Raw genomic sequence first — 23,594 nt, 5'->3', positions numbered from 1 at the left:
ATGAAGACCCTGAAGAAACTGGACGTGGACAAGGTGGCTAAGGCCATCGAAGCCGACGCTGGCCAGGCGCTGCCTGGGCTGCGCGAATCGCTGGCCGAGGCCAAGGCGGGCAAGTTCGCCCAGGGGCATACGCCGGAGCAGATCGCCAAGCGCCGGGGGCGCCCCGTGGGCAGCACCCAGGCCGTGACGAAGGAAGCGGTGAAGCTGCGCCTGGACGCCGACGTGCTGGCCGCGCTGCGCGCCAGCGGCGACGGCTGGCAGACCCGTATCAACGACACCCTGCGGGCGTCGCTGGCGCTGGGCGGCAAGGTCAAGGCCCACCCGGCCGGCCTACTCCCGATTCAGGCGCATCAGGATGGCCGCCAGCGGCCAGGGGATGGAGTTTTCATCTAGACGGTCAACACCAAGCAGTGCGTCCCGCCATCGAGCGGAACGCTCACGCTCCCCGACTCGCATCGAACCGCCCGACCATCCAGCATCGCTTGCAGGGCTGTGCGATCCTGCGCCAAAGAAGCACGCTGCACCTGAATCGAGCAGTCGGTCGAGCCCACCTGCAGCCTGGCCTCGAAACCCGGCCACGCCGAAGGAATGCAAGGGCTGACGCGAAGCCAGTCCCCTTCGCGCCGCAGGCCCAGAATCCCTTCCACGCCCGCGCGGTACATCCATCCGGCCGAGCCCGTGTACCAGGTCCATCCGCCCCGCCCCACATGGGGCGCCACGGCGTAGACGTCGGCGGCGACCACGTAAGGTTCGACCCGGTAGCGCGCGACCGCCTCCGGCGTGCGCGCATGGTTGATGGGATTGACGAGATCGAACAGCGCCGCGGCGCGATCGCCGTCGCCCAGCCCGGCAAAGGCAAGAATGGCCCACATGGCCGCATGGCTGTACTGGCCGCCGTTCTCGCGCAGGCCGGGCGGGTAGCCTTTGATGTAGCCGGGGTCCTGCGCGGTCTTGTCGAATGGCGGCGCCAGCAGCAGCGCCAGTTGCTCGCCGGGACGAATGAGATGCCGCGCCAGCGAATCCATTGCCATGGCCGCGCGTCCTGCGTCGGCAGCCCCGGAGAGCACGGCCCACGCCTGGGCGATGGCATCGATGCGGCACTCGTCGTTGCCGCTGGTCCCCAGCCAGGTTCCGTCGTCGAAGGTCGCGCGGCGATACCAGGCGCCGTCCCAGGCCTCGCGCTCGATGGCCACCCGCACTGTTTCCGAATGCGCCCGCCAGCGGCTTGCGCGCGCCTGGTCCCGCTCCGGCGCCAGCGGCGCCAAGAGCGCAATCGTGCGCACCAATAGCCAACCAAGCCATACGCTCTCGCCCTGGCCACCGGCGCCTACCCGGTTCATTCCATCGTTCCAGTCGCCGGTGCCTATTAGAGGCAGGCCATGGGGGCCAGTCAGCGCGATGCACTGATCGAGACCGCGCGCGCAGTGCTCGAACAACGAGGCGGATTGTCCCGCGGCAGCGGGCTGGAAGAAGGCGTCGTGCTCGCCCGGCCGCAGCGCCGGGCCGTCCAGGAACCCGGCCGCCTCGTCGAGCACCGCGGCATCGCCCGTGGCGTTGACATAGGTCGCGGCGGCAAGGGCCAGCCAGACGCGGTCGTCCGAGATGCGGGTGCGCACCCCCTGCCCCGAGTGGGGCAGCCACCAGTGCTGCACATCGCCTTCGACGAACTGCCGCCCCGCCGCGCGCAGCAAGTGGCGCCGGGTCTCCTCTGGCTGCGCAAAGGTCAGGGCCATGCCGTCCTGCAACTGGTCCCGGAACCCATAGGCGCCGCTGGCCTGGTAGAAGGCCGAGCGTGCCCACAGCCTGCAGACGATGGTCTGGTACAGCAGCCAGCCATTGAGCATGATGTCCATGGCGCGGTCCGGCGTCTTGACCCGAACGGCGCCAAGTGTCTGCTCCCAATAGGCGGCGACGTCCGCCAGCACGGCATCGAGGTCCGCCGCGCGGTAGCGGCCGACCAAGGCCCTCGCGGCCTCCTCGGACGCGCTTTCGCCCAACAGGGCGACCACCTCGACCGACTCGCCGGCGGCCAGTTCCACGACGCATTGCAAAGCCGCGCACGGATCCAGCCCCGCTCCCGTGGCGCCGGAAAGCGGCTGGCGCCCCAGCAAGGCCGCAGGCGCTCCCGGACCGCCATGGCGTCCCAGGAACTCGGTGCGGTCCCCGGTCCAGGCCGTTTGCCGGCCTCTCAGGTCGGCGAAGGCGACTCGGCCCGGGAAGGCCACCCCCCAGGGCCTGCGGGCCAGCATCGCGCCGCTGGCGGTGTCGATGGCGGTCACGATGAAGGGCGCCGATGCCCCCCTGGATGTTCCCAGCACCCATTCCGCGTAGGACGTCACCGAAAGGCGGCGCGTCCGGCCCGATAGATTGCGCAGGGTCAGGCGCGAAATCTTCACCGGATCCTCCAGCGGCACGTATTGCAGCAGCTCCAGTGCGATGCCGTTCGCTTCATGCGCGAAGCGGCTGTAGCCCCAACCGTGCCGCGCCTCGTAGTCGCCAGCGCCACGCCTGGGCTGCGCCGTGGGCGACCACAGCACCTCGCTTTCAAGATCCTTCACGAAGAAGGCTTCGCCGGACGGATCGGTCACCGGGTCGTTCGACCAAGGGGTGAGCTGGTTCTCGCGGCTGTTCTCGCACCACGTGCTGGCGCTGCCTTCCGCCGAGACCTGAAAGCCGAAGCCGGGATTGGCGACCACGTTGATCCAAGGTTGCGGCGTCGTCTGTCCGGCCGAAAGGCGCACCACGTATTCTCGGCCATCCGTCGCAAAGCCCCCCAGGCCATTGAAAAACTCCAAGTCTTCGGATGGCGGCGGCTGCGTCGGCCGAGGAGCGGCGTCCCGCGGCGCCCGTTGCAGCGCGGGCAACACCGGTCCGACCGCGCTTCCCGCCTCCGTGGGCGCCAAACGCGCCAGCCGATCGGCGATGGTTCCCTGGCTGGCGATGAGTTCGACCCGCGCGGCCGACTGCAGCAAGCCGCGCGCCTCGAACCCGATCAGGTCCGCACGCAGCGCGTGGATCGCCCCCTGCGCCAGCCCCGCCTCGAAGCGGGGACCCGACTGGCTGCTGCGCACCGCCGTCTCGATCGCGATCTGCAAGTCCTGCACATAGGAAGAAGCGCGTTCGTTGAGGATCACCAGATCGACGGCGAGCTGCTTCATGCGCCAGTACTCATGTGCCCGCAGCAGCTGGTGCACCTGGCCCATGTCCTCGATGTCGCCGATTCGCAGCAGGACGATGGGCAGGTCGCCGGAGACCGCATAGGCCCAGAGGCCGGACTGCGCCGCGGCGCCTTGCCGGACAAGCTCCGGCAAAGCGCGCATGCGCCGGTCGGCGTAGATGATCGGCGCCGCCAGGCGCTGGAAATCGGCCGCTTCGTCCGAGTCCATGCCCAGATGGCGCAACTGGACCTGGGCCTGCGTCCACGCCAAGGTGGCGGCCCGGTCGAACGCGCTGCGGTCATGATGCCGATCGATCAATTCCAGCAGTTCCGGGCGGCTCGGCGCGATGACTGTCCAGAACGCAACGCTTGCCGCCCCGCCCGGCGGGATCAGCACACGCTGGCGCAGCGAGAACACCGGATCGAGCACACAACCCGCGGTGTTCGACAGCGGCAGGCCATCCTGGATGGCGGAAGCCGACGCCGCATCCCGGCCTCGGCCCAGAAAGCGGGCCCGATCGGACTCGTATTGCGGCTCGGCCGTGATCTCGCCCTCCACGACCGCGAAATGCGCGGCCCAGACCGGCGGCTCGTCGGGCGCGCGGGGGCGGCGGCTGGCGATCAGCGCGCCGAATTCCGGCAGGTATTCCGTCAACACGAAGAGCTTGGAGAACGCGGGGTGGGCTTCGTCGGCCGACGGCGCGGCCAGGGCCAGTTCGGCATACGACGTGACATCCACCTCCCTCGCGCGCCAGCCGCTATTGGCCAACGCCAGGCGGCGCACTTCGCAATCGTCCTCCCCTGAAACGAGCACGTCCAGCGTCGTGGCCAGGCTCCCGTCGCGGCGGACAAAGCTGGCCCTGTCCTCTCCGAACAGGACTTCGCCTGGCCGTGCGGCGTCCGCCATCGGTTGCGGGCTGGCGGACCAGGTCTGACTGCTGCGCACGTCGCGCAGATAGACGAAGCTTCCCCAGGGGTCCCGGGTCGCGTCCTCGCGCCAACGCGTCACGGCCAGGCCCCGCCAGCGGCTATAGCCGCCGCCGGCCGCCGTCAGCATCACGCTGTAGCGCCCGTTGGAGAGCAGATGCGTAACCGGCGCCGGGCCCGGCTGCACCGAGGACATGCGTCGCACTGTCGGCGTCGGCGTATGGCTGTCCTCATGGGAAGCCCTCACTTCCTCAGCGCGCGGGTGCTCGGCCACGACATCGCGCGGCATGCGCTCCTGCAGCAGAAGTTCGCTGGCGTGGATCATCGGTTCGCGGTGAAAGCGCGCACGCATGCCGCCGTCCAGCAGCACGTTGGCCAGCGCCACGATGGTCATGCCCTGATGATGGGCCATGTAGCTGCGCACGACCGCCACCACCCTGCCCTCCGGGACGCGCGCCGGCGTGAAGTCGAACGCTTCATAAAAGCCGTGCCGGCCGAGCCCGCCCAGCGCGGCAAGATGAGCGTAGTTGATGCACGCTGCCGCTGGATCCACCATTGCCGCCAAGCCGGTCGCGTACGGAGCGATCACCCTGTCGTCGGCCAGTCCGCGCTTGAGCCCGAGGCCGGGCACGCCGAAATTGGCGTACTGGTAGGTGAACTCCAAATCGCGGGCGTTGTACGCCGACTCCGACATCCCCCACGGAATGCCCAGGGAACGGCCATAGGCCACCTGCCGCTGCACGACGAGGCGATTGGTCTGTTCGAGCAGGCTGCCGGCCGGGGCGCGCATCACCAGCGAGGGCATCAGGTACTCGAACATGGATCCGGACCAGGAAATCAGCGCCGCCCTTCCTCCAATCGGTACGGCGGCGCGGCCGAGCCGGAACCAATGCCGCGTCGGCGCATCGCCCTTGGCGATGGCGAACAGGCTGGCCAGGCGGGCCTCAGACGCCAGCAAGTCATAGCAACTGGGGTCCAGCCGCTGCTCGGCCAGCGAATAGCCGATGGACAGCAGACGGCGCTCGGGATCCAGGAGAAATGCGAAGTCCATGGCGAGCGCGATCTCGCGCGCCGTATCGGCGAGGGACTGCAGCCTGCCCGCCAGCGCCTCGGGCGTCTGTTCCGGCCGCCGATCGCGCGCATGCGAAGCGGCGGATCGAGCCAAGGCGTTGAGCCAGAACGCCAGGTCTCCCGCTTCGTCCTGTCGCGCCGGCCACAGCTCGTGCGCGGCGTCAGCGGCTTTCTCCGCCAGACGCTCCAGCACCGGCGCGATGGCCTCCACGCTCCGAGGTCCCTGCAACTGCGCCGCCATGTCGTCCATCAACATGGTCAGGCGCGCCGACGGCGCGCCCGGCTGCCCGGTCAGAGCCGCCAAGGCCTGCAGGGCGAGTTGCAGCGCATCGTCCATGCCGGCCCTGGCCGCTGCCGAGGGAACGCCATCCCGCCACTCCTCGCAGGCATTGGCCAGCGTCAGCAAATGACCCGCCAGGTTGCCGCTGTCCACGGACGAGACATAGGGCGGGTCGAGCACGCGCAGGTCCGCGGTGCCGTACCAGTTGAAGAAATGGCCCTTGTGCCGCGGCAGCTCGCGCAAGGTGGCCAATGTGGCCTCCAGGCGTTCGACCGTGTCCAGCGTGCCGGTCCAGCCGAAATCGCGCGCCGCCACGGCGGACAGCAGGTAGAGTCCGATGTTGGTCGGAGAAGTGCGCCGCGCCAGGGCGGGCTTCGGGTCTTCCTGGAAATTGTCCGGCGGCAGCATGTGATCCGCCGGGGTCACGTAGGTTTCGAAGTAGCGCCAGGTGCGCCGAGCCGTCGCGCGGAGGGCGCGTACATCCTCTGGCCGAAGCTCGTGCCGCCGCGCAATCGCGGGGGGCTTGCTGGACCACAAGGCCAGTGCGGGCGCCGCCAGCCACAGCAGCGCGAACGGCCAGACAAGCATTGCCGCGCCCACCGGCGCGAAGACCAGCGCGCCGGTTGCCAGCACCAGACCTGCCGCCGCGCCTGGGGCCATGTAGCGGTAAAAGCCCGCCAGATCGGGATGATCGCGCTTGCCCGACTGAGCCGTGCTCGTCCACTCCAGCAAGTGCCGCCGCGTAACCAGCAGGCGCACCAACGTACGTCCGACGGCGTCGCCCATGCGCCATGCCTGATCCGCCAGGAAGGCCAGGCTCAACCCCGCCTGGAGGGCGGCCAGCCTCAGGTCGGCCGTCAACGCGCCGTCGTGGCGGCGCAGGCGGGACCCGGGGCGGCGCGGCCAGCCGGACAGCAACGGCAGCAGCGCCGGAAAGACGGCGCAAGCCAACACCAGCAGCACGGCGACGGGCGCGGCCCCCGCGGGCAGCAGCCAGGCGCAGACCAGGGCCAGCAGCATGGACGGCGCCAGCAGCGAGCGTCGCAGGTTGTCGAACATCTTCCAGCGGCCGACGGCGGGAATCGCATGCACGCCGTCCTGCCGCCCGAACATCCACGGCAGAAGCTGCCAATCGCCCCGGGTCCAGCGATGCTGGCGCGCGGCCGCGACGTCGTATCGCGCTGGCGCCTGCTCGACCAGCTCGACGTCGGTGGCCAGCCCGGCGCGCGCGAATACGCCTTCGAACAAGTCGTGGCTCAACAGGGTGTTGTCGGGCACCCGGCCCCGCATCGCCGCCTCGAAGGCGTCGATGTCGTAGATGCCCTTGCCGGTATAGGAACCCTCGCCGAAAAGGTCCTGATAGACGTCCGACACCGCCATCGCGTAAGGATCCATCCCGGCCGGGCTGGACGATATCCGCTGGTATACCGACCCTTCCCGCCCCATGGGCAGCGCCGGGGTGATGCGCGGCTGGAGAATGGCATGGCCGCCCACGATACGCTTCGACGCGGCATCGAACCGCGGCAGATTCAGCGCGTGGGCCATCTTCCCGACCAGCCTGGAAACCGCATCGCGCGGAAGCCGCGTGTCGGCGTCGAGCGTGAGCACATAGCGCACGCCATCCGGGACCTCCGGCGAGCCGCCGCCAGCCGCCATGAAACTGGTGTCGGCGGCGCCACGCAGCAGCCGGTTGAGCTCGTGCAGTTTGCCCCGCTTGCGCTCCCAGCCCATCCACACGCCTTCGGCCGCATTGAAGATCCGGCGCCGGTGCAGCAGCATGAAACGCGGGCCGGCGGGCGCCGGACCATGGCGCCGATTCAGCGCTGCGATGCCGTCGGCGCCGACGGCCAGCAGGTCCTGGTCCGAGGCCGGAAATTCGCTGTCGGCATCCATGCCGTCGGTCAGCAAAGCCAATACGATGTCGCCGCCGCCACTGGCCAGATAGTGGACCTCCAGCCGCTCGATCTGCTCCAGCAGATCGGCCTTTCCGGTCAACAGCGTCGGCACGGCCACCAGGGTGCGCAACGATCCCGGCACGCCGTCCGCGAGTTCCAGCCCCGGCAACGCCACAGCGCCGAAGCGCCAGGCCGCCAGCCGGTTGACGAGCGCCGATGCCAGTTCCGATGCCGGCAGCAGCAAGGCCGCGAGCCATAGCGCCAGGATGCCGGAATGGCCGGCGGCATGCCCGTTACCTGATGCCAGCGCCCATGCCGCGCCGAGCAAAATGGCCGTGACGCCCACGATCGCACCGACGTAGGCCGCGATACTCTGAACGCCCTGCCTGCTCCGGAGGCGCACGCGCAGCGATGGCTTGAAACCGACCGATTGCGCCAAGGCGGCGCGGCCTTCGGCAATCAAGTGATAACCCGGATCCCGGACCCGTGCCCGCTCGCGCGCATCGACGCGTGACGCCCCCGCGGCGCGCCCCGCCGCCAGAGCCCGCTCGGCGATCTCAAGCTCCGAACAAGGCGAGCCGCGTGCCAACTGCTCGATTGCGCTGCGATAGCGGTCGCGCGTCGGGAAGTCCATGGCCGCGAATCCGCTGCCCGCGCGCAGTCGCGCATCCACCAGGCTGACGCTCTCGAACCATTCCTGCCAGTCGATGTCCGCCATCAGCCTCAGGCTGGTGATCACATTGCGCACCGTGACGTTGGAAGCGCCCTGGCGTTGCTGTGCATGCGCCACGGCGTCGTCGATGGTGGCTCCCTGCCGCGCCAGCCGCTCTTCCAGCCATCCCAGCGCCGGCATCGCCAGCGGATCGCGGTCCCTCAGCCGCTTAGCCAACTGCGCGGCGAACAGTTCCGACAGCGGCAGCGGCGAACGCGAAGCGATGTCTTCTTCGAGCGACGCGCGCGCGCCGCCGGATACGATCAGGCGGTTCGCAAGCTGGTCCGCGTCCGCGCGCGCGGTACGGCCTGCCGTGATCTGGTCGTCGAGGCGGCGCAAGTTCTCTATCAGCACGATGCGCAGCGTGATCGCAACCGCCCATAATTCGCCGATGGTCAGCGGCTGGACCTGCTGGTAGGCAGCGATGAAACGCCGCAGGATGCCTATGTCGAGATGGCTATCGGTATGCGCAATGAAGGCCCAGGCCAGCCCGAAGACACGTGGATAGCCGGCGAACGGGCCCGAGGCCAACTTGGGCAGTTGCCGGTAGTAGTTCGCCGGCAGGTCGGCGCGAATCTCGCTGATCTGCTTCTCGACCAGATGATAATTGTCGAGCAGCCATTCGGCGGCCGGTACGATCCGCCGGCCAGTCTCCAGTTCGGCGGCGCTGGCGCGGTAGCTACGCAACAGCAGGCGGGCATTCGCATCCAGGCGCCGCCGCAATGAAGGGACACGCGAAGGCTTCGTCGTGACGGATTGGGCCGAGGCCAGGCTCTTGGCATGCTGTTCGAGACGCTCGGGTCCGAATAGCTCCTCCCGGACAGGAGCCTTGTCGGCCCAGAAGGAAGGCGCCCTGCACGAGCCGGGAATGCAAAATAGAAAATGCCGTTGCGAGGAGGCGCTTTTTGCCTTGGGACGCCCCGGCGGCCAAAAAAATTTCATAGATATCCAGTGCGGCTGTTCTTGCGCAACGGGTGAGTTCGCATAGGTGCCCGCCGGTGCAGCATTCGGGTCGAAGCCCGACACAGGCAGTGCCGGTACGGCGGCCAGGTATGCGAAGCGTGTCGATCCAGACGCGGAACCTCGCGGATTGCGAGGTCTCGCGTAAAGGCTTGCTTCGATGGAGAAAGATCCAGTGGAGAGGTCGAGTCGCTTTCGGCCGCCGTCGCGGTGACCGGCCCTCGCCCATCGGGAGCCGGGCGATGTGAAAGGCGGCATCGGGTGGACATGCTTGGCCGCGGGAATGTTCGCTCAACCGCCTGCCCAAGCACACTGGAGTGCGTTGCGACAGACTACACCCAATTGGGCCGCCTGTCCGCGCGGCACGACGTGCTTGACAATCTGAGACACATCTCTGCAGAGAATCCGCATGGAGGGTGCAAAACATGTACGATGGTGTGCCAGGCCAGATAGGCCATCCGCTTTGGCCTGCCCTCCCAAAAAGCGCGGTTCGTCCGCGCTTTCTCTTTTCAGGAAGGCATCGTTGCAATGAAAAATCTGCAAGAGGCCACCGAGCGCATCTGCGAGCTCCAAGGAAGTCTGATCGCATCGGACGCCTTGTTTTCCGCGTTCCTTGAAGCGTGGCTGCCCGCTACCCGCGATACCCTGGCACGTTCGTTCGAAATGCATACCGACGCGGCTCGAACCGTCATGCTGAACACCGCCGTTTCGGACTCCGCGCTCGCCGCGTTCGAGCGCGACGTTGCCAGAATGCGCGCGGTGCTTGCCGAGCCAGCGCCGACGCAGGCCCCCCTGGAGCCACGCCATGCGATCGAGCCGGTGCTGCTGGCCACGACGCACATTCGCACCTATGCCGGATCGCAGCTCTCGACCAGCGCAAGCGGTTTTTTCTTTCGCCGCGACGATCGTTTATTCCTGGTGACGAACCTGCATGTCTTCGCCGACGAGCCAAGCGGCCACTTTCCGGACCGCGTCGAGATCGAGCTGCACACCGATACAAGCGACCTGACGCAGTACGCGACCTTCTCGATCCCGCTGTACGGCAACGGGATCGCGCTGTGGCGCCAAGCCACGGACACCGCCGGGTCAGTCGACATCGCCGCCATCGAGATCCAAAGCGACCGCTTGCCCGAACGCACGATGCTGCAGGCGTTCGACACGTCGCATCTCGCCCCCCAGGGCGAGGACGTGGTCATTGGAGACAACTTGACGGTGATCGGCTTCCCGCTAGGGTTCCACGACACGGTCCACCATCTCGCCGTCGCCCGCAGCGCCTCGATCGCATCGGCGTATGGCGTGCGCTTCCAACAGCAGGGCTATTTCCTGACCGACGCCAGGACGCACCGCGGCAGCAGCGGCTCTCCAGTACTACGGCGCAGGAGCGGCGTCCAGAGCCGCGACTCCTTGCTGCCATGGCAGTTGCTCGGGGTGCATTCGACTCGCATGGACATGCGTACACGCGACTTGGCGCAAGACGAGTCGCTCGGCTTGAACTGCGCCTGGTACGCAGATGTCCTCATGGTACTGACCCGCCCGGCGTAACCATCCTCCGACACGCCGCCCCTCGCGCGACCGCCAACGCTATCACGCCCGGGCCTGCCATCCCCCATCGATCGGAATCGGCGTTCCGGTGATATCGCAGGCCTCGTCGCTGCACAAGAAAGCCGCCAACGCCCCCACCCGCTCCGGCGTGACGAAGCGCCGGGACGGCTGGCGCGGCTCCAGGAAAGCCGCCGTGGCCTGCGCTTCCGTCTGGCCGGTGGAAGCCATGCGGTCGGCGATCATCCTGCGGATGTGCGGCGTGTCCACCAGCCCCGGACAGAGCGCGTTGCAGGTAATGTCGAAACCGGCGCATTCGAGCGCCACTACCTTGGTCATCCCGACCAACCCGTGCTTGGTGACTACGTAATCCGTACGTCTGGGCGTGCCCTCGACGCCGAAGATCGAAGCCAGGCTGATGATCCTGCCCCAGTTGCGCTGCTTCATGCCGGGTAGCGTGAGCCGGATCAGATGATAGGCCGCCGTCAGGTTGACCGCCAATGCGTAGGACCATTTCTCCGGCGGAAGATCCTCGATGAGGGCGTCGCAGCGGGTCACCGCGTTGTTGACCAGAATGTCCACCCGGCCGAAGCGCCGGTTCGCCGTGGATACGAGATCCTCGATCTGCCCGGCGTCGGAGATGTCGGCGCCGTGATAGTCGGCGTCCACCCCCAATTCGCGCAGCGCGGCGACGCGTTCGCGGATCAGCTCGTCCGGGCCGAACCCATTTAGCATGACCGCGCACCCCTGCCGCGCGAGCGACGTGGCGATGGCATAGCCGATGCCGTCCAGCGATCCGGTCACGATAGCGCCCTTTCCTTTCAACACGTCGGTTCCCCTAGTTTCTCGATGATTGGCCGCACCGTCATTGGCCGTGGCGGATGCGCGTGCCCAGTATTTGCCCGGTGGTATAGGCGCCGCCCGTGCCCGCCAGGAACAGGATGGTCTGCGCGATCTCCTCCGGCAGGCTGGCCTTGCCCAGCACGTCGGCCGCGACCTTGGCATCCCAGCTTAGCGGATTGGCGCCGCGCGCCAGCGGCGTGTCGGTCATTCCCGGGTTCAGGCCGTTGACCGTGACGCCGTGCTTGCCCAGCGCCAGCGCCAGGCTCCTGGTCAAGGCGATCATGCCGCCCTTGGACGCGGCGTAATGGGCATAGTCGATCGAGCCGTAGACGCCACGGTCCGAGGTCAGCAGGATCATCGTGCCCGAGCCCCGCGCCGCCATCGCGCGGCCGACGTCGCGGGTCAGGAAAAAAGTGCCGTCCAGGTTGATCCGCAAGGTCTCTCGCCACTGCTCGTCGCTCAGGTCGAGCAGTGGCGCGGCGCGGCAGATGCCCGCGGCATGGACCAGCACGTCGATGCGTTCGTACTGCGCCAGCGCGCGCCCGACCAGGGAGCGAATCTGGTCCGCCTCTCCCAGGTCGCATACCGCCCAGCCGGCCCGGCCGCCCTGCGCCACGATGGCATCGCAAACATTCTGGGCGCCGGCGGCATCGCTATCGGCGATCAGCACGTCGGCGCCTTCCCGCGCAAGCAGGAAGGCCGCGGCACGGCCGATGCCTGAGGCCGCGCCTGTCACGAGAGCTACTTTATTCTGAATCGACATGAAGGACGTTCCCTTGGACGTGAGCCGGTCTACTGCGCCCGGATCGACGCTGCGTCGGCCACGCCTTTCCAAAGCTCGTAGTCGGTCTTGAGCAGCCTGGCGAAACTGGCGGGATCGCTCTGCCCGTCGAGCTCGTTGCCGGTCGGTGCGATGCGCTTGCGGATGTCCTCCTGGGCCAGGACCTTGTTCACCGCGGCGGCGATCTTCTTCGCGATCGGATCGGGCAGCCCCTTGGGCGCCAGGATGCCGTTCCAATAGGCGCCGTCGACGTCCTGGATGCCGAGTTCGTCGAGCGTGGGAATGTCGGGCGCGATGGCTACGCGCTGCTTGCTGGCGACGGCCAGGATCTGCACCTTGCCGTCTTTCGCCGGCGGCAGCGCGGTAGAGGTAACGGCGAAGTGATAGGTCACGCGGCCGGCGATCTGCTCCATCATCGCCTGCGGCGAACCTTGCGTGGGCACCGCAGTCGCCTGGATGCCGGTCCGATTGGCGAACAGCTCGCCCACGAAATGCGATGGCGCGCCGATGCCCGAGGTCGAATAGAAGAGTTTCTCTTTCTTGGCGAGAGCGATCAGGTCCTGGGGACTCTTTAGTCCCAGTGCAGGATTGGCGACCAGCGCGAGCGGCGAGAAGAAGACATTCACGACAGGCGTGAAGGAATCCGGCATCTTGTACGAGGTCTTGGTCTGCATCGCGGCCACCATGTTCATGGCGGCCGAGCTGAACAGCAGGGTATAGCCATCGGGCTGCGCCTCCGCCACGAACTGCGCGCCGATCACGCCAGCCGCGCCGGCGCGGTTGTCCACGACGATCGTCTGCCCGAGCTCCTTGCTCAGCGCGTCGTTGATCGTGCGCATGAATACGTCGACGCCGCTGCCGGGCGGCCAGGCCACGATCATGCGGATCGGCTTGGACGGGTAGGTGTCGGCTGCCATCGCCGGCGCCGCACACGCGGCAGTGCAGATCAAGACAGCCAGGATTCCGGGCGCGTTGTGCCTCATGATGTGTCTCCTCACTTTTTATAGGATCGAATGGTGGTGCCGTCTCTCTTTCATCCTCGAAGCACGTCCGCCGCCTTGCGGGCGGCGGAGATGAGATAGCCGACGTCGGTGCCGCCCAGAAAGATGCGCGCGCCGTGTTGCGCCAGCTCTGCCGCGATTTCGCCGCTCGCCACGAACTGCTTGCCATGCTTTCTCGCCGCCTCGCACGCCGCGAGGTAGGCCGAGCGGATGGCCGGATGATCGAGCTGGCCCGGCGCGCCCATCTCCGCCGACAGGTCGATCGGACCGATCATCAGCGCGTCCACGCCCCTGACCGCGGCGATCTCGTCCGCTGCCGCCACGCCATCAGCGGTTTCCAGCATGGCAACCATCATGGACTGATCGTTCATCAACCGCACGATTTCGCCTGCCGGCAAGGACCGATAGCGCGTCGCCGGGCCAAGGGCTGCCAACGACCGTTCGCCCCAAGGCGGATATTTGGCCGCCCGCACCGCCGCCTCGGCCTCGGCGGCGCTGGAGACGTGCGGCACGATCACGCACTGGGCCCCGGCATCGAGCGCCGCGCCGATGTCGGCGGGCGTGTTCTGCCGTACCCGCAGCGCCGGCAACAGCCCCGCCATCAGCGCGCTGGCGCACAGCGCGGAGGCCTGCTCCCAGGTGAACATGCCGTGCTCGCAGTCCGCATAGAAGCCGTCGAAGCCGCATGCGTGCACGATCATGGCGGCGTCCGGCCCGCGCAGCTGGCGCAGCGACATCAGCAACACGCGCTCGTCCGCTTCGAGCTTGCGCTGGAAATGATTGACGATGAGCATCGGATCGATCATTCCGGCAGCTCCTGCTGCGGCCGTTCGGCCATGTGGGGATATCCGCGGGAGACGAAACCGGCATCGACAGTCACGATCGTCCCGGACATGGCGCTCGCGCGCGGCGAGGCCAGGAACGTCACCACATCGGCCACTTCCTGCGGCTGGATCAGACGGCCGCGCGGCCAGTCGCGCACGAGTTCGGGCCAGCGCTGCTCGTCGCCCAGCTCCGCCGCCGCGCGCCCCATCAGCGAGCGCCGGGCCTTGGCGGTCTCGACCCAGCCCGGATGCACCCCCAGCACGCGCACGCCGTAGTCCAGGCTGGCGCTGCCGACGATGCGCGTCATCGCGGCCAGTGCGGCGTTGCCCGTGCCGCCGGCGGCGTACGCATACTCGTACTTCTCGGCGCCTATGCCGATGACGTTGACGATGACGCCGGCGCCGCGCGCCTGCATGTGGCGGTAGAACTCGCGGGTCAGGTTGATGTAGCCGAACACCTTGAGTTCCCAGCCTTGCCGCCAGGTTTCTTCGTCCACTGCGAGAATGTCGCCGCGCGGCGTATTGCCGGCATTGTTGACGACGATATCGGCCTCGGCATACTGCGCGGCGATCTCCGCGGCCGCGCCGCGCCGGGACAGATCGGCGGCATGGACGCTCACCGCCACTCCGTGCCGCCCTTCGATCTCCTCGGCCACCGCACGCAGCTTCTCCGCATCGCGCGCCACCAGCCGCAGCGCGCAGCCCTCGCCAGCCAGCGCCTCGGCGACGGCTCGCCCTATGCCCTGGGAAGCCCCGGTCACCAGCGCCCGCCTGCCCTGTAGCAGCATGTCCATGTCAGTTGTCCGTGGGACGCAGTTCGATCAGGTCCGGACAGCAGCCCTCGCGCGTCGAAACCGCATACACGATCGCGTCGGCCACGTCCTCCGGCATCAACGGCGCGAACTTGCGCGCGGCGATGGACTTGAGCACCTCGGGATGGGTGCTGTCGTCGCGGATGTGGGTATCGACCATGCCCGGCGCCACTTCGGTCACCTTGATGCCGAACGATTTCATTTCGACCCGGAAACCCTTGGCGTAGGCCGAGAGCGCGTGCTTGGTCGCTGCGTAGGAAGCGGCCATGGAATTGACGTTGCGCGCCGACAGCGAGGTCACGAACACCAGGTGTCCATGCCGACGCTTCATCATGCCGAGCGCGATCTCCTGGGCCACCGCGAACGCCGCCACCACATTGGAGCGGAACATTGCCTCGCAGTCCTCTACCGAAGCGTCGCGTATCGGCGCATAGGTAAGAATGCCGGCGTTGTTGACCAGGACGTCGACGCCGTTGGCCGCCTGGCCGAGCTCGCGCACGAAACCCTTGTCGGTGAGGTCGCCTCGCAGCGCACGGCCGGCGCCGCCCGCTCGCGCGCACAAGGCGGCGACTTCGTCCAGTTCGGCCTGCCTGCGCCCCGTGACAAGCACGTCGGCACCCGCCCGCGCCAGCGCAAGCGCGGTGGCACGGCCGATGCCGGCGCTGGCTCCAGTCACCAGGACCGAGCGCCCCTTCAATATGCCCGCCATATCGACCTCCTTCAGGAAGCCGAAGCTTCATCGGGCTGCGGCACGCCTTCCACGTTGACGGTGTCGTAGCGCGCCGGGATGATGACCTCCAGAATCTCCAGGTCGTCCGAATAGTCGAGCACGTTGTGCTTGATCATCGGCGGCTGGATCCAACAGCTGCCCTGGCGCATCTCCAGCACGCCCTGACCTTCGAACTCGCTTTTGACCCAGCCCTTGAGCACATAGACCATCTGGAACTGCGTGTTGTGAAAGTGCGGGTGCGAGACCTCGGCGGCGTTGTACGGCCGGGCGCGCCGGTTGACGTGCGCCTGCACCATGCCGCCCGTGGCTTTGGCGAAGCCCAGATCGCGCGTCAGGGTATAGGAACGGAAGCCATCATTGGTGAAGTCTTCCTCGCGCAGATGACTGACGTGGAAGGCCTGCTCGGGCCAGCCGCTCAACAGGTGCTGCGATTGTTCGGGGTCGAATTCGGCCTCGGCGACCAACCGGGATGATTTCTCCTTCTCCATCTACTTCGCTCCTTGTGACATCGCGGATTTCACGGCACGTTTCCTTGACATGTACTGAGTGTGCCACCCGGGAATATGCATGTATATTGCATTTATCTGCACGATTATGTCGATTCCCTAATGAATATTTCAGGCCGCCTGCTGGATGCCTTCCTGGCGCTCGCGGAGACCCGGCGGTTCGCCACGGCGGCTGAACGCTGTCATGTCTCACCTTCCGCGTTCAGCCAGATGATCCGCCGGCTGGAGGAACAGGTTGGCGCGCGCCTGTTCGACCGCGATACGCGCAATGTCTTCCTCACGCCCGAAGGCGAGGTGTTCGCGCGGGGCGCCCAGCGCGTCTCCGTCGAGATGGCGTCGGCGATGGCCGAGTTGAAAGATCGCAGCCTGCTCAACACCGGCCGCATCTCGCTTGCCGCGCCCCCTTCCCTTTGCGCGGAATGGCTGCCGGGGATGCTGGCCGCCTTCCGCAACGAGCATCCGGGCATCGCGCTGCAGTTGCACGACGTGGTATCCGACCGCTGCCTGGCCATGATCTCCTCGGGAATGGTCGATTTCGGCCTGAACGCCCGCAGCGGCAACAAGCAGGAATTCGAGGCTTACCTGCTGTTCAACGAGCCCCTGTTCCTCATCTGCCGCGATACCGATCCCTTGGCCGGAAAGGGCAGCGTCCGGCTACGCGACCTGCGCGGCCGCGACTTCATCCACACGATACGCACGGGCAGCGTGTGGCAGCATCTGCAGCCGATGCTTGGCGTCGCGGAAATTCACGACAGCGGGTTCGAGGTCTGGGAGCTGGGCACGATGGCCGGGCTGATCGCCCATGGCTTCGGCATCAGCATCGTGGCGCAGTTCGCGCTGCAGCTATGCCGCAGACAGGGATTGGCGGCAGTGCCGATCACCGACCGCCATGCGGTGCGCCCCATATTCATCATCAAGCGCCGTCACCGCAGCCTGTCGCCGGCCGCGCAGGGCCTGTGGGATCGGCTGGTGAGGGACAAGCCCAAGCTGAAATGAGGCTGCCGCGCGCCTCTCATTCTTCGCGAGAATCTGCTGCGGCAGCCCGGCCCGCATGTTGGCCCGCCCATGCGCCCAGCATCGCGAGCGCGGTATCGAAATATTGCCGTCCGCCCCACAGGTCGCGGTCGCCAACGAGATACAGATGGCTTTTCGCACGTGTGACGGCGACGTTGAGCAGGTTCGGAGCCGCAGCCGCCCACGCTATCGCTCCGGTCTGCTCCGCATCGCAACCTAGAACGAAAAAGACGGTTTCGCTTTCCTTGCCCTGGAACGTGTGGGCCGTCCCGACCCGCGTCTTTATCCACTCCGCCAGCTTGGCCGGCATTCCCCGTCCGGTTCCGAACAGTGCGCTGCGCCACGCGTCGTGATCGCCCAGAAGCGCACTCAAGCCCCGTTTGACCTGGCGGAACGGCGTGATGACGAACACATCGGGAAGTTGCGGCCGCTTCGGATCGGTCAGGTCCGGCTCCTCGACGTACATCTTGACTAGCGCCTCGAATACGCACCGCCCCTGTTCGGCGATGTACTTAGTTCCGTCGCTGCCGTTGCCGGTCACGTGCCACCATGCGCTATGCCCGAGCACCCGATGCGGGGAAGGCATGCCCTTCTTCGCATGTTTCATCCGCCCATCGTACGCAATCGTGTTGGCGATCTCGAACATCGGGCTTGCGCACCGCCTGTGCACGACAAGCGGAATACCGATGAACCGTTCCCGTTCGAGCGGATGCCGCACTCCGTATGGATAGCACCGGTCGGCCAGAGTCTGGACAGACTGCGCATCCACCGCATAACGTGGCCGCGCCTCCTGTAGCCAGTACTCGCCAAGGCGCATCAATAGTCGGGTCGACTGCGTGACGACCGGCTCGATCTGGAGAGGGTCCCCCACCACGACGACGCGCCGCGCACGCATCATCGCTCCGACAGCCGCCTGAGGCACCGCCTGTCCAGCTTCATCGACGATCAGCCAGCCCAGTCCCTCCGGCCCAACCCCGGCGAACTGCCGCCGAAACGATGCAAAGGTGCTCGAGACCACCGGCACCAGCATGAAAAACCATTGCCAGAGCACCTTTCGCGCCTCGCCGATCGAACCTCGCGTAAGCATGTTCGACAGCGCGAAGACCAGATCCCTCGTCTGAACCTCTTGAAAGAATGCTTCATGCAGCGTCATGGCCGCTGCAAAAAGTTCATTGCGCAGGCCGTTCAGTTTCTCGCTCTGCCAAAAGGCCCGGGTCTGGCAGGCGTCCTCTGCAAGCCCGGCGCCTTCCCAGACGGTCACACCCGTCTGCGCAAGCAATGATCTCGCCGTCCGCAACCTGTCGCACACGACGCGAAGGGTAAAGGCGGCTTCCGCCGTCTCGCGCCAGCGTCGATACGAATCGGGGCGAAACCATCTGGACAGCCAGCGGATGAACGGCGGCCCCAGGCGTTGCCCGGTCAGTTCCGTTTCCGTATCCAGTTCGCGCACCATTCCGCTCAGTCGATCCAGCGTCCCGTCGCTCGTATCCGCATGAGGAAGATCGGGGCACCGCCGCGCCACCGCTGCCCACCTGCCCTCCAGCTCGGTCAATGCGGCATCGAGCGCTTCGAGACGCCTGGACTCCGCCTGCCAGACTGCATGCGCCGCCTTGAAGCGGTCTTGCGAAGTGCGGAAACTGCGTCGCGTGCCACGCGTCTGTTCGCGATATCGCCAGTAGGTCTGTGCGCCCACCGCGTCCCAGCTCGGGAAATCAACCTCGCCGTTCGAAAGAAACCGGTCGCCCGGCCGCTCGTCCGGTTTTGCGGCGCGGTTCGAAAACACGTCGACGAACCGGATGCGGTTGGCGCGCTTACCCAGCGCAGCGGAAACCAGTCCCCACACGGGCTCCTTGGGAGCCGTCCATGGCTTCGTCGCATGGCTGCCGGCATAGCGGGTTGCCACAGGCTGAAAGTAGCCCAGCGTATCGCGCTGCGCGGGATCCAGATGCCGCATCTGCGGCAATTCGAGCGACAGGTTCTCTACCGCTCCGTTGTTGCTCGAGGCCACCACCATTTCGAATCCCGTCAGCGCCGGTGACAGGACAGGCAAGGTATGGGACTTGCCGCCCGGGAGGACAGCCTCGACCATGGCGCCGGACAGGCCGTCCTTGGCGCTGTCGAGCGATGCCAATACCTTCGCCCGCTCAACCACGAGATGCGCGATAAGATCCCGCAGCAGCGTGGTCTTTCCTGTACCCGGCGGCCCGTTCACTGCAAGGATTTCGCCGTCTCCGAGCGTCTTCATCCGGTTCAGCGCGTATTGCTGCATCAAAGCCTGGAAATGGCCGGCGGACGAGGGCCAGCGCCCGTCGATTCCGTTGCGGGGCCGCAGCGTTTCGAGAATGGCCCGCTGGCCGGCGGGAGCATCCAGATCGAGCTTCGATGCGTCGCACAAGGAGAGATAGGCCTTCAGCGCCCGCGGTGCGTGCGGCCCACCCAGCTCACGCTGCGCCTGGAGCAGATCATGAACGTAGAAACTGTTCAGGATCGGCAAGTCCCGCTCCTCCTCAGCCTCGTGTTGGTCTTCGCTTGCGGCGCACGCTGAGCGTTTTGCCCCGGAGTCCTCGTTCGAACGGCGGGCCTGTTCCATCGGCTGCACTCGGGCAGGCGATATCACTATCCAAGCAAGGCCATCGCTGGCGGGTTCGTAGCGCGCCCACTCATGAAGCCGCTGCACCATCGCCATCAGCTGCGTTGCATCGAAGGGTTTGTCTTCGGCTGCAAGCGCCGCCAGGTCATCTCTGAGCCCTGTCAGACTCGACTCGAACGAGTCGGCGCAAAGCCCCTCCAACTCGCCACTTTTCAGGCGACCCAAAGCCCAAGGCAAAGCCGACACGCTCAGGCTGTCGGCATTCACCCTGCCGCCTTGCCCCAGCTTCATTTTCGCAAAGCACGTCAAACCCTCCGGGGCCATTTCATCGTCGCGAATCTGCTCGATCGCGGATCGTGCTTTCGATCTTGCCGCGACGTGCTGCTCGACCACAGACGCCGCCTGCGCCACATCGAACGGAACAAGGTACAGTTCTCCCGCATGCCCGGACACTTCATCCCAGCCATGGCTCGAGCCCGCAGCCGCCGTCCGGATGCAAACCGTTTTCCGGTTCGACTCTCTGGCCTCCTCGAGTTGATCATCGAGACTGTAGCTGTTGAAAAATTCGACGCTGTGCCAGTAATCGAGGATTCGGGACATCTCTTGAATCGTCGCCATGGAATACGCAACATTGCCGGGAAACGGTTAGGTTAACTGAAGCTCCAACGCTTCCTTCAACAAAACCACCCGGGAATTGACCGGCCCTTTGCGGACGATCAAGGCCACCACGCTGGCCGGCGGCTCGGGCGCGACGCGTATCTGCTTGACCGTGCCCGCCCGCAATGCGCTGTGGTGCAGCAGCTCCACGTCGGGGATGATGCCTATGCCCAGGCCCGCGCCCACCAGTTGGACGCTGGTCGTCGGACTGGTCGATTCGATCGCGGGCAAAGGCATGGGCAGCCCGGCATGCGTGAAGCAGTCCTCGATGAGCTTGCGGCCCATCGATCCTTCGGTCGGCATCACCCATGGCTCCCGCGACAGACGCGCCCAATCCACGCGCCGCGCGCGCACGAGCGGATGCCCGGGCGGCGCGACGACGGCGAACTGAACCTCGAACAGCTTGACGTATTCGAACGCCGCGGCATCGGACTCCAGCATCTGCAGCGGGAAGGTCGTGATCAGCGCATCGAGCTCGCCTCGGCGCAGCGCATCGATCAGCGGGGGAACCCGGTCTTCCAGCAGTTGCACCCGTACGGGCAATGCCTGGTTCACCAATCTCGCAATCACGCCGGGCAAGTAGGTCTGCGCCAGGAACGGGGGCGCGCCGATCCGGATCTGGGCCGCGAAACGATCGACGGCAACGGCCTCCGAGCGGAGATGGTCGAGTTCTTCCAGCAGCAAGGTAGCGCCGCGCAGCACCACCTTCCCCTGCTCGGTCGGCGTCAGGCCGCGCGCCGTACGCACGAACAGAGCGAAGCCGAACGCGTTCTCGATCTCGGTCAGCGCCTTGCTGATGGCCGGTTGCGTCAGGTTGAGCGCCTGGCCCGCTGCCCGGAGACTGCCCGTGGCCTGTACTTCCTTCAACAGGCGCAGATGGCGAAAGCGCAGCTTGGCGACCAGATGATCAGGTGCGATCACTACTCCTCCCAAGAGATCAAAAATAAAGCTATCACCATATGAAAATATATTACTTTTTATAGATGGTGCCGTTCGCTATGCTGCAGGCAATACAAGGAGACACCATGCAACGCCGCACATTCTGCCTGGGCGCCTTGGGCGCCGGCCTGACGCTCCACGCCGCGGCGCGGGCCGCTCAACCCTACCCCGCGAAAGCGGTGCGCATCGTCGTCCCGTACGCCGCCGGCGGCGGACCCGACATCATGGTGCGGCAGTTCGGTCCTGTTCTGGGCGCGGCGCTGGGCCAGCCCATCGTGGTCGACAACAAGGTCGGCGCGGGCGGGGTGCTCGCCGCCCAGCACGCCGCCCAGGCGCCGGCAGACGGCTACACCGTGCTGCTGGGTTCGAATTCGCATCTGATCCAGAAGGCCTTGCAGCCCAGCCTGATGTTCGATCCGGTGAACGATTTCGTGCCGGTCACCGTCATCGCCACCTCCCCTACCGTGCTGGTCGTGGCCGCCGACTCGCCCTACCGCACGGTGCAGGACCTCGTTGCCGCGTTGCGCACTCAGTCCAGGAAGCTGAACTACGCGTCGGGCGGCATCGGGTCGGGCGCGCATCTGGGCGGCGCCACGTTCGTGTCGCTGCTAAAGGCCGATGCGGTGCACATTCCGTTCAAGGGCTCGGTGGAAATCCCCATTTCTCTCCAGCGCGGCGACACGGACTTCTCCTTCACCATCGCGGGAACCGCCATTCCGCAGGTCAAGAGCGGCAAGCTGCGCGCCCTGGCCGTGACCAGCCGCGAGCCCCTGCCCGAGCTTCCCGGCATTCCGCCGCTGTACGACATCCTGCACAGCGAACTGGCGGTCCAGGAATTCTGGTTCGGCCTCTGGCTGCCCCGGAAATCGCCCGCTGAAACGGTCGCCAAGCTATTCGAAGCGACGACGGCGGCGCTTCAGGACGCCTCGGTCAAGAGCCTGTTCGAAGCGACCGGAAACCGCGTGATCCGGAGCGACAGCCCGCAGGCCGATGCAGCGTTCGTGCGCAGCGAATACCGCAAGTGGGCCGACATCGTCAAACTCACCGGCATCACCGCCGGCTGACCGGGAAGCATTCATGGCCAAGCCACTCGAAGGCGTGCGCGTGCTGGATCTGTCGCACGTGATCGCCGGGCCCCTGACCTCGTTCTATCTGGCCCAATTGGGCGCCGAAGTCATCAAGGTGGAACCGCCGCTGGCGGGCGAAGTCCTGCGCTCGATGAAGAACGGGGCGGACACCGATACACCCACCGGATTCGCCGCCCTCAACGCCGGCAAGCAGTCGCTGGCGCTGGACATCCGCACCCCGCAAGGCGCCGAACTGCTGCGGACGCTTGCCGCATCCGCCGACGTATTCATCGAGAACTTCCGGCCCGGCGTGGTCGCGCGCTACGGGCTCGACTACGCATCGATCAAGGCAGTCCGGCCGGACATCGTCTACTGCTCCATCTCGGGCTTCGGCCAGCAGGGAGACTGGTCCGGGCGCGGCGCCTACGACCACGTCGTGCAGGCACTGACCGGCATGATGATGATGTCCGGCGAGGGAGACGACGCGCCACCGCTCAAGGTCGGCTTCCCCGTCATCGACGTGGCGGTCGGCATGCTGGGCGCGCTGTCCATCGTCGCGTCGCTGCACCGCAGGTCCCGCGATGGAACCGGCCAGTACATCGACGCCTCCATGGTCCAGGCTTCCCTGATGCTCATGTACACCAACGCCTGCGCATTCCTGACCGACGGCGCGCCGACGCGCCGGGTCGGCAACCGCGGCTATACGGGCAGCCCGGCGGCCGACACCTACCCATGCGCGGACGGCTGGCTGGCGGTCGCCGCGAACACGCCGGCCCAGTTCCGCAAGCTCGCCGCCATCCTCGGCATCGAGGAACTGTGCGGCGACGCCCGGGCGCTCGACCTCGCGGCGTTCAATGCCCCCAACGGATTCGTGGTGCCGAACGATCGTGACTACGTCGCGCAACGCTTGCGCCAGGCCTTCGCGGCCCGCGGCGCGGCACGGCTGGAGGAACTCCTGAGCCATGCGGGCGTGCCTGCAGCCAGGGTGAGGAAACTCGAGGAATTCCTCCAAGAGGCCGATGCCACCGGCTGCGTGAACTTGCCCGACTACCGCTTCCGCCAGGGCGACGCCGAAGTCAGGACCCGGGGGATCGGTTTTAATGTGGACCAGGACGGCGGCCCCAGCCGGGCCGGCGCGCCTGCGCTGGGCCAGGACACCCGCGCCGTGCTGGCGGAAACCGGCCTGGATGACGAAGCCCTCGCCGAACTCGAGCGTGCCGGGGTCATCCGGACATGCGACGAGGCCCCCACCCCTTTGGCACCCTGAGCATTTCGACAACCTAGAGAAC

Annotated in this window: 15 protein-coding genes; 5 read left to right on the top strand and 10 right to left on the bottom strand. The window is 66.7% G+C overall.

What is annotated here, in order from left to right:
• Complete coding sequence (locus tag PIGHUM_RS22840) at positions 1-393, top strand: BrnA antitoxin family protein (protein WP_124081987.1); 393 nt, start codon at positions 1-3, stop codon at positions 391-393.
• Here the strand turns inward: PIGHUM_RS22840 and PIGHUM_RS22835 are convergent.
• Positions 390-8,984 (bottom strand): glycoside hydrolase family 94 protein, encoded by an 8,595-nt coding sequence (locus tag PIGHUM_RS22835; protein ID WP_124081986.1) that lies wholly within the window; start codon positions 8,982-8,984, stop codon positions 390-392. The two genes, PIGHUM_RS22840 and PIGHUM_RS22835, sit on opposite strands and share 4 nt — an antisense overlap.
• Positions 8,985-9,530: 546 nt before the next feature.
• Between PIGHUM_RS22835 and PIGHUM_RS22830 the strand changes: the two genes are divergently transcribed.
• A complete protein-coding gene (locus PIGHUM_RS22830) occupies positions 9,531-10,544 on the top strand; it encodes a trypsin-like serine peptidase (RefSeq protein WP_124081985.1) in 1,014 nt (337 codons plus the stop codon).
• Positions 10,545-10,586: 42 nt separating this feature from the next.
• Here the strand turns inward: PIGHUM_RS22830 and PIGHUM_RS22825 are convergent, their stop codons facing one another.
• The 7 genes from PIGHUM_RS22825 to PIGHUM_RS22795 are packed head-to-tail and all read right to left on the bottom strand — an operon-like array spanning position 10,587 to position 16,020.
• Positions 10,587-11,369: a 3-hydroxybutyrate dehydrogenase gene (locus PIGHUM_RS22825; protein WP_281279093.1), complete on the bottom strand. Its 783-nt coding sequence runs from the start codon at positions 11,367-11,369 to the stop codon at positions 10,587-10,589.
• A gap of 37 nt (positions 11,370-11,406) precedes the next feature.
• Complete coding sequence (locus PIGHUM_RS24295; protein ID WP_124081983.1) at positions 11,407-12,147, bottom strand: SDR family NAD(P)-dependent oxidoreductase; 741 nt, start codon at positions 12,145-12,147, stop codon at positions 11,407-11,409.
• 29 nt (positions 12,148-12,176) lie between these two features.
• The gene (locus PIGHUM_RS22815; RefSeq protein WP_124081982.1) at positions 12,177-13,148 is read right to left on the bottom strand and encodes a Bug family tripartite tricarboxylate transporter substrate binding protein; all 972 of its coding nucleotides are present in this window, start codon (positions 13,146-13,148) and stop codon (positions 12,177-12,179) included.
• Between the two features lie 50 nt (positions 13,149-13,198).
• Entirely contained in the window at positions 13,199-13,972 is a 774-nt protein-coding gene (locus PIGHUM_RS22810) for an HpcH/HpaI aldolase family protein (protein ID WP_124081981.1), read from the bottom strand.
• Positions 13,969-14,784 carry a short-chain dehydrogenase/reductase gene (locus PIGHUM_RS22805; protein WP_124081980.1) on the bottom strand — a complete coding sequence of 272 codons (816 nt, stop codon included), beginning with the start codon at positions 14,782-14,784 and terminating at the stop codon, positions 13,969-13,971. Before PIGHUM_RS22805 ends, PIGHUM_RS22810 begins: the two co-directional genes overlap by 4 nt.
• Before the next feature lies 1 nt (position 14,785).
• Positions 14,786-15,511 carry an SDR family oxidoreductase gene (locus PIGHUM_RS22800; RefSeq protein ID WP_124081979.1) on the bottom strand — a complete coding sequence of 242 codons (726 nt, stop codon included), beginning with the start codon at positions 15,509-15,511 and terminating at the stop codon, positions 14,786-14,788.
• A gap of 11 nt (positions 15,512-15,522) precedes the next feature.
• Positions 15,523-16,020 (bottom strand): cupin domain-containing protein, encoded by a 498-nt coding sequence (locus PIGHUM_RS22795; RefSeq protein ID WP_124081978.1) that lies wholly within the window; start codon positions 16,018-16,020, stop codon positions 15,523-15,525.
• Between the two features lie 120 nt (positions 16,021-16,140).
• Between PIGHUM_RS22795 and PIGHUM_RS22790 the strand changes: the two genes are divergently transcribed.
• Positions 16,141-17,034: a LysR family transcriptional regulator gene (locus tag PIGHUM_RS22790; protein WP_160142395.1), complete on the top strand. Its 894-nt coding sequence runs from the start codon at positions 16,141-16,143 to the stop codon at positions 17,032-17,034.
• A 16-nt stretch (positions 17,035-17,050) separates the two neighbouring features.
• Here the strand turns inward: PIGHUM_RS22790 and PIGHUM_RS22785 are convergent, their stop codons facing one another.
• Together PIGHUM_RS22785 and PIGHUM_RS22780 are read right to left on the bottom strand one after the other, a co-directional pair.
• Positions 17,051-20,260, bottom strand: coding sequence for a DEAD/DEAH box helicase (locus PIGHUM_RS22785; protein WP_246013446.1), 3,210 nt, complete (start codon positions 20,258-20,260; stop codon positions 17,051-17,053).
• 27 nt (positions 20,261-20,287) lie between these two features.
• Positions 20,288-21,220 (bottom strand): LysR family transcriptional regulator, encoded by a 933-nt coding sequence (locus tag PIGHUM_RS22780; RefSeq protein ID WP_124081976.1) that lies wholly within the window; start codon positions 21,218-21,220, stop codon positions 20,288-20,290.
• A gap of 104 nt (positions 21,221-21,324) precedes the next feature.
• Between PIGHUM_RS22780 and PIGHUM_RS22775 the strand changes: the two genes are divergently transcribed.
• Together PIGHUM_RS22775 and PIGHUM_RS22770 are read left to right on the top strand one after the other, a co-directional pair.
• Complete coding sequence (locus tag PIGHUM_RS22775; protein WP_124081975.1) at positions 21,325-22,302, top strand: Bug family tripartite tricarboxylate transporter substrate binding protein; 978 nt, start codon at positions 21,325-21,327, stop codon at positions 22,300-22,302.
• Positions 22,303-22,315: 13 nt separating this feature from the next.
• On the top strand, positions 22,316-23,572 hold the full coding sequence (locus PIGHUM_RS22770; RefSeq protein ID WP_124081974.1) for a CaiB/BaiF CoA transferase family protein: 1,257 nt from the start codon (positions 22,316-22,318) through the stop codon (positions 23,570-23,572).
• The last annotated feature ends 22 nt before the right edge of the window (positions 23,573-23,594 follow it).

The sequence above is a fragment of the Pigmentiphaga humi genome, from assembly GCF_900606115.1.
Taxonomy (GTDB): Bacteria; Pseudomonadota; Gammaproteobacteria; order Burkholderiales; family Burkholderiaceae_B; genus Pigmentiphaga; species Pigmentiphaga humi.
This window is presented reverse-complemented; position numbering and strand designations above follow the sequence as displayed.